This is a genomic window from Flavobacterium sp. FPG59 (assembly GCF_002150205.1).
In the GTDB taxonomy this organism is placed as follows: Bacteria; Bacteroidota; Bacteroidia; order Flavobacteriales; family Flavobacteriaceae; genus Flavobacterium.
On record NZ_MTCA01000166.1, the window covers coordinates 1 to 6,818 of the forward strand.

Here is a 6,818-nt window from a genome sequence, read left to right on the forward strand (position 1 = left end):
TCTTAGCCATTAGACATACCAAAAAATGTATAAAAAAGGGCAGATAAACTGCCCTCATTTTTCGTATATGTATCAAATCTATTGCTAATTGGTTGCTCCTCAGCAGAGCCAATGTCCTCTTCAATTTGACTGAGCTAATTTAACTAATCTAAAATTAAAAATTACCAACTATTTTTGACCACATTACCTTTTTTAAAATTCCAATAAACAATAAAAATAGAAAGTCGCAAGCGTATTAAAAAAACAAATCTATTTATCTGTTCAAACATCTTCCCCTTGGTTCATCACCCTCATGAAGTACAATTTCGGAATGCAAAAACTGCGCGGCAGCAGCAGAGTCATTTACTTTTGTAGCACTACGGTCTAACATTTCTAATTCAAACTTGGTTAATATACTTTCCCTTATTCCAACTTTTCTCCATTGCGATAATGGCCTGCATTCTTTTGTTATTACGCGAGCCAAATAAAGTGCATCAAGTAAAGCTTGATTTGCACCTTGACCTTTAAATGGACTCATAGGATGAGCTGCATCTCCAATTAAGGTTACTGGTCCGGCTTTCGCCAAAAATTCCGACTTAAGTAATTCTCGGTCATAAACAGGATAGCCAGAAATCTGAGCTTCTAGTGTTGCTAGTAAAATTTGAGGAATAGGATTATGCCACAGCGTTCTGCGACACGCTTCTTCTTTTAATGCTTGAGCTCCTTGAGCACTCAAAGCCTTAGCGTCTTCTTCGGGCATTGGGAAACTCAATTGCCACATTACCGAGTCTGAATCATAAGGCATAACATAGATTCGTTCTTTGCCATTGGCAGTTTGAAATACAGTAGCCGAATCCAGTAGCGGACTATCGAGACCTTCAAGTGCTTTTAAAGGACAAATGCCTAATATTACAATACAACCGAGATAGCGTAAAGTACCACTATCATCACCAATAAGTAACCTTCGTACCGAACTACGAATGCCATCGGCACCAACGACAAGATCTGCTTTATAGCTTTTTATTTTTCCATCCACTTGAAAGTTTAAATCAACACTTTCATCATTACATATTTTAAAATTTGTTAATTGGTGACCCCAATGTATTGCATCATGCCCGCCTAACTGCTCCAGAAGTGCTAAGCGCAAAGATTGTCGTGCAATATGTATGTTGGTACGTTTTTGAAAAGTTTTAGCATCCGATTGTATCCATTTTCTAATTCCCCATTCGCCAATAACTGTTCCATCAATCGTGTGAACTACATGTCTTGTTGAAACTACTCCTTCATTTAATGAAATAATTCCCAAACCTTCAATAGCTTTGCTGGCTTGTTGCAATGTAAGCCCGTAACCTTGAGATCTGGCTTCAAAGTTGTTATCGCGTTCAAATATTATAAAAGGAATTCCACGATGTAAACAAGCAACAGCAAGAGCAACTCCGCCAATACCACCGCCAATAATGGCAACATGTGGGTAATTTTCTTTATCTGCTTTTACTGGATGTAACGTTTTAATTAAGCCAGATCCGCTGCACTGTGAGCAAGCATACAAGTGTCCTTTGGGTAGCGTTGGAGCTGGTTTAACTTGATTGTTTTTGTTAAAAATATCTAGTTCAAGTAAATATTTATTTCGAACCTTCTTACTTAGCCCTTTACTTTTTTTACCACGTCCTTTACATTCGAGACAAAGAGTCCAATATGTTTTTGTATTTTCCACTATTCTCGTTACTTTTTTTCTAAAACAAATTACACTTTTGATTTGACTTATTTTAAAGAATTACAAAAAAGATGTTCATTTAATCTAATGTCAAGGCACCCAAAATTTCTTCTGACAAAAAGGGTCCACCCGGATATTGAGCCGTATAATCTAAGTTCATCCAAATTTGCCCGCGTTCATCAACGTGATAATGTAATTTTTGATTGGTACTTTCCTTAGGAAAAAGAATATTCTTGATCAAAAAATTGACTTTTTCTAAATCGGCTTCGTTTCCAATTAAAATTTCAGGATAAATATGCCCGGTAGTATGTATCAATCTTGGGGTACCACCTATAGATTTAATACTGGCCGCCATTAAAATAGAATGATCGTCACAATCTCCTGAAAAATAAAGCAAAGATTCTGATGCAGTTGCAATGTAATCACGTGCTTTGGGATCACTTACGTAATTCCAACGGCTGTTGATTTCTTTGAAAACGGCAAAACATTGAATGATCGTTCTGTAATCTGAGTAGCCTTTTATTCCTTTAAAATGCTCATTCGTAGCCATGATTGCAAAGTTACGAATCTTGGGGTTTTGGTATTCAATGGCATTTACAATTTTTGATTTATTTGGAAAAGGCAACAATTTTGCAATAATAATATCTTGAGGATACGGATTATCAGACATTGTGTACAGCATCGTGTTGTAGTCGTCATAAACGCTATTAAAACCATAATTACCAATAGTAGAACCGTAAATTAGAGCCAGTAGATAAACAAAAATACAAAGTATGATAATGGTACGTAATAACCTTAAAATTAGCTGAATTACCACGACCATAACGATAAAAATCACTACCCGATCAATATTCAAAAACCAATTTGGGTTAATTAAGTTTTGATGTAAAATGATAAAAAGCGGAATGGCAATTAATACATTCAGTACAAAAATGATCACGTCATCCCAAGGTTTTTTGACCTTAAAACGATGTTTAATTCCCTGAAAATTAATTTCTTTTTTTTGTATCATAGTTACACTAAAAACAGTTCCCTATACTGTTTTTACAATGTTCTCAAAAGTACCTTTTTTATCAATAATTCCGAGTTCAAAAAGTTGATTTTGAACTTTGTTTAACATTTGAGGTTCTAATCCTTTTTTAGACCAACGCGTTAATCGCAACCATTCTTGAATATCTTCTATTTTTTGATGGTAGGCTTGAGCCAAGGTTTTGTCAATGCTTGGTATGTCCTTGAATTCTTGCGTGGTTTGGTTGATGATCTCTAATACTTTCGCAACTATTTCTGGTTGTTCGAGCAGTACTTCATCGCGAACTGCAATTACAAAGCAGGGCCAAGGAGTAGGACAATCTGCAACTCGTCTGAAAATACCTTGATCAACCAATGGTTTAGTCATAAAACGTTCCCACATAAAATAATCTGCTGTTCCATTGGTTAATGCTTCAACAGCTCCGTCGATAGTATTTACGATTTCAAATTGTAAATTAGTTGTATCCCAGTTTTGATTACTAGCGTTTACGTAAGCCATTAATTGCGAACCAGAGCCTAATCGAGAAATTGCAATTTTAGCGTTTTCTAAATCTGCTAAGGTTTTAAAACTTGAATTAGCAGCCACGTGAATGCCCCAAATTAAAGGGCTATCAACATATACTTGCACAATTTTACTCGGATTTCCAGCTGTGATGTCTTTTACAATTCCTTCGGTAAGGATAACAGCAATATCAGTTTCGCCATCCCGAAGCATTTGACACATTTTACCGGTTCCCTCAGGAACATTAGTCCATTGTAAGTCTATATTTTCATTTTCAAAATCGCCGTTTTCAATGGCTAAATGCCAAGGTAAATTGAAATGTTCAGGAACTCCTGCTATTTTTAATGTTTTCATTATAAAAAAGGATTTTTTAATTCGTACCAATTCCAAGAAACACCGTCTTCTAAATAAGTTTCGGTAATTTGTAGTCCAATTTTTTGCAAAATTCTGTTTGAAGCAATATTGTCGGTATGTGCAGCTGCTTCCATAACCGGAATTTTCATAGTTTTAAAACCATAGTCCAACCACGCAAAACTAGCTTCACTGGCGTAGCCTTTGCCCCAAAATTTTTCATCTAAGCGATACCCAATGTCGTAAAAATGAATTTTGTTATTGACCATTTCCGTATTGAATTTGAGTCCAGCCCAACCAATAAGTTCTTTGGTTTCTTTTAAAACCATTACAAAACGACCTATATTATTGTTTTTGTACTGCAATTGGACAGATTCAATAGTTGTATATACTTCGCTAATATCTTTTACGGGTTTGTTCCAAAGGTATTGATGCACATTAGGATTTCGGTCCATTTCAAACAACGCTTCAGCATCTGAAAGTTTCATTTCTCGTAAAAGTAATCGGTCAGTTTCTAGAATTAAGTCCATGGTAAATTAATTTGAAGTCTTGAGCAAAAAGCGTTTTAGCCCTGATAGAAGCGGCATCCTCTTGTGGTAGCGCTAGCGAACACAAGAGATACAGCGGATAGCAGGAAACAGCTCCTAAAATTACACATTTATATCTTTAAAATGCTGTTTTTTTGCGTAGCGAATCATGTTGGTAAAAGCGTCGTCATCTAAACTCGGAATTTCTAAAATTTGGTTCAGAATTCCGGTGTCGTACTCATTAGCCGCTGTTGTAAAATACGGACTCAAATGCTTACCAATGCTCTCGTAATACAGTTTTTCGATCGTGTTTTGATAGGTAAAGTCTTTTGTGTTTTCTATTAAAGTAAAATTAGAATAGCCAACCTCTTTCATAATCAATTTCAATCCGTTAGCCATGTTAAAGCTTTTTCTGTGGACTATGTTTAACTGTTCAATATCTTTTCGTTGAAAAACTGAAACAATAACTTTTGCAACATAGTCTACAGGAATAATGTTTAAAACCGTATCGGGATTGACAATAAACCTCACGTTTTCTTGATCGCCTTTGCGTTGCGAGGTAAAGTGGAAAAATTTGGCCAACAAATAAAACACCATGTATTTTGAGATAAAATAGGGGTTTTCAGGAGTTAGCATATTACCACCAATTACGCTGGGACGCAAAATTTGAAAAGGCAAACCTATTTTTGTACAAGCTGTTGCAATGAAATTTTCAGAAGCAAATTTCGCGTTTTCGTAAGCATTGCGATGCTCTGGCTCAAAATTTAAGGAATGAAAATCGTTATCAATCATTCCTGTTCGGTTGCCTGAAGAAAATGCTGTTCCGATGTAAATAAATTTGGTAATAAACGGATGAAAAAGTTCAAAAATGGACTTGGTTATCGTAGTATTTTCGTTGAAAATTCTTTCACGTTGAGATTCATCTGTAGATAAATTGACCAATCCAGCCGAATGAATAAAGTACGCTCCCTTGATTTTTTCGGTTACCGTATTTTGAATATCAGCTAAATCTGTATCAATGATTTCGATAAATTTTTGAAGTTTTTCAAAACCTTGCTGAAGCAATACAGAAGGTGTGTAGCTGCTTGTCAGTAATTCTTTGATACGATCGTGGGCCGATTTTTTTCCTTTGTTTCGAGCTATCAAAAAAAGTTTTCCATCAGGATTAGAAGTGCTAAAAAGTTCTAGAATTTCATACATGACGTGCGATCCTAAAACGCCCGTGGCACCGGTAAGTATTATTTTCATTCGTTGTTTGTTCAAAAAACAAATGTAGTTTTAAAAAAGAATAAATTGTTTTTTAAAACTACAAATGTATGTTTCGAGAATTATGGATTTAGATTCCTGCGGCCAATTTATCTAGCGTATACGCAATTAAGGCATCTACTGCTTTATAAGGATCTTCGCTAAAAGTTCCAGATGCACGATTGGCAATGATGGCGTTTAATGACAAGGCATTGTGTCCTAAAAGTGCCGAAAGTCCATAAATTGCAGCGGTTTCCATTTCTAAATTGGTAATTTGACTTTCTCCAAATTTAAAATTATCCATTTTTGAATTCAATGCTTCATCCTGAATGTTCAAACGAAGAATGCGTCCTTGTGGTCCGTAAAAACCTCCAGCAGTTGCTGTGATTCCTTTATGCATTTGGTCACTTTCAATCACTTTTTCTAATTTTTCAGAACAAGGAATTACATACGGTTTTCCTTTTTTGAGATCCCAATTAGTATGTTTAACGAAAGCGTCTTCTATTTCTAGATTCGAAACTTCGTCAATTAAATAGGAGCGAAGCATGTTGTCTAATCCCAAGCCAAATTTTGATAACACAAAACTATCCACGGGAATATCAGCCTGCAAAGAACCTGAAGTTCCGATACGAATGATGTTCAAGGAAGTTAAATTTTCTTTTGGCTGACGCGTTTCTAAATCAATGTTTACCAAAACATCAAGCTCGTTGATTACAATGTCAATATTATCGGGTCCAATACCAGTAGACATCACGGTAATGCGCTTGCCTTTAAAAATTCCGGTTTGGGTTTTGAATTCTCTTTTTTGAGTCGAAAATTCAATACTATCGAAAAACTGAGTGATTTTCTCCACACGATTTTGATCTCCAACAAAGATGATATCGTGCGCAATATTTTCGGGTTTTAAATTCAAATGGTAAACGCTACCGTCTGGATTTAATATTAATTCTGATGATTGTATCATTTATTTTTTTGTTTAAAGTTTTAAGTTGCTCAACTGAATATTAAAACTGAGACTATTCACTGAGACTGTTTACTAAGACTGTATACTAAGACTGTATACTGAGACTGTATACTGAGACTGCAAACAGCTCACTATCATCCGCCAACACGTTTTACTTTGAATCCTTTTAGTTTTAATATTTCCATTATTTTATCTCGGTAATCTCCTTGAATGATTATAGAATCGTCTTTGAAAGTACCGCCAACACTCAGTTTAGTTTTAATTTCTTTGGATAGAATTTTAAAATCTTCGTCTGTTCCTTCATAGCCTTCAATGATGGTGGTTGCTTTTCCTTTACGTTTTTCAAATTTACAAATCATTGGCTCTTTTTGAACGTATAATTCGTGGGGTTCCTGTGCTTCAACCTCTTCTGGCAAGGGTTCGTGATCAGGGAAAAGGTTTTTTAATTGGTCTTGTAAGTCCATAACTTTATGATTTTGAACGCGGATAATACGGATAATACGGATT

7 protein-coding genes are annotated in these 6,818 nt (G+C 35.4%); all 7 read right to left on the bottom strand.

Annotation, left to right across the window (positions count from 1 at the left end):
• Window positions 1-253: 253 nt before the first annotated feature.
• The 7 genes from FPG59_RS12375 to FPG59_RS12405 all read right to left on the bottom strand — a co-directional run bounded on the left by FPG59_RS12375 (window position 254) and on the right by FPG59_RS12405 (window position 6,775).
• Window positions 254-1,693 (bottom strand): NAD(P)/FAD-dependent oxidoreductase, encoded by a 1,440-nt coding sequence (locus tag FPG59_RS12375; RefSeq protein WP_086454903.1) that lies wholly within the window; start codon window positions 1,691-1,693, stop codon window positions 254-256.
• 79 nt (window positions 1,694-1,772) lie between these two features.
• Complete coding sequence (locus FPG59_RS12380; protein ID WP_086454904.1) at window positions 1,773-2,705, bottom strand: transglutaminase; 933 nt, start codon at window positions 2,703-2,705, stop codon at window positions 1,773-1,775.
• Between the two features lie 21 nt (window positions 2,706-2,726).
• Window positions 2,727-3,578: a substrate-binding domain-containing protein gene (locus FPG59_RS12385; protein WP_086454905.1), complete on the bottom strand. Its 852-nt coding sequence runs from the start codon at window positions 3,576-3,578 to the stop codon at window positions 2,727-2,729.
• Window positions 3,578-4,105 carry a GNAT family N-acetyltransferase gene (locus FPG59_RS12390; protein ID WP_086454906.1) on the bottom strand — a complete coding sequence of 176 codons (528 nt, stop codon included), beginning with the start codon at window positions 4,103-4,105 and terminating at the stop codon, window positions 3,578-3,580. Before FPG59_RS12390 ends, FPG59_RS12385 begins: the two co-directional genes overlap by 1 nt.
• Window positions 4,106-4,225: 120 nt before the next feature.
• Window positions 4,226-5,350: an SDR family oxidoreductase gene (locus FPG59_RS12395; protein WP_086454907.1), complete on the bottom strand. Its 1,125-nt coding sequence runs from the start codon at window positions 5,348-5,350 to the stop codon at window positions 4,226-4,228.
• An 88-nt stretch (window positions 5,351-5,438) separates the two neighbouring features.
• The gene (locus FPG59_RS12400) at window positions 5,439-6,311 is read right to left on the bottom strand and encodes a nucleoside phosphorylase (RefSeq protein WP_086454908.1); all 873 of its coding nucleotides are present in this window, start codon (window positions 6,309-6,311) and stop codon (window positions 5,439-5,441) included.
• A gap of 134 nt (window positions 6,312-6,445) precedes the next feature.
• On the bottom strand, window positions 6,446-6,775 hold the full coding sequence (locus FPG59_RS12405; RefSeq protein ID WP_086454909.1) for a translation initiation factor: 330 nt from the start codon (window positions 6,773-6,775) through the stop codon (window positions 6,446-6,448).
• Window positions 6,776-6,818: the final 43 nt, after the last annotated feature.

Excerpts from the sequence above, each read along its gene's own strand:
- FPG59_RS12380 (WP_086454904.1), bottom strand. The coding sequence starts at position 2,705 with ATGATACAAAAAAAAGAAATTAATTTTCAGGGAATTAAACATCGTTTT.
- FPG59_RS12395 (WP_086454907.1), bottom strand. The coding sequence starts at position 5,350 with ATGAAAATAATACTTACCGGTGCCACGGGCGTTTTAGGATCGCACGTC.
- FPG59_RS12390 (WP_086454906.1), bottom strand. The coding sequence starts at position 4,105 with ATGGACTTAATTCTAGAAACTGACCGATTACTTTTACGAGAAATGAAA.
- FPG59_RS12385 (WP_086454905.1), bottom strand. The coding sequence starts at position 3,578 with ATGAAAACATTAAAAATAGCAGGAGTTCCTGAACATTTCAATTTACCT.
- FPG59_RS12405 (WP_086454909.1), bottom strand. The coding sequence starts at position 6,775 with ATGGACTTACAAGACCAATTAAAAAACCTTTTCCCTGATCACGAACCC.
- FPG59_RS12400 (WP_086454908.1), bottom strand. The coding sequence starts at position 6,311 with ATGATACAATCATCAGAATTAATATTAAATCCAGACGGTAGCGTTTAC.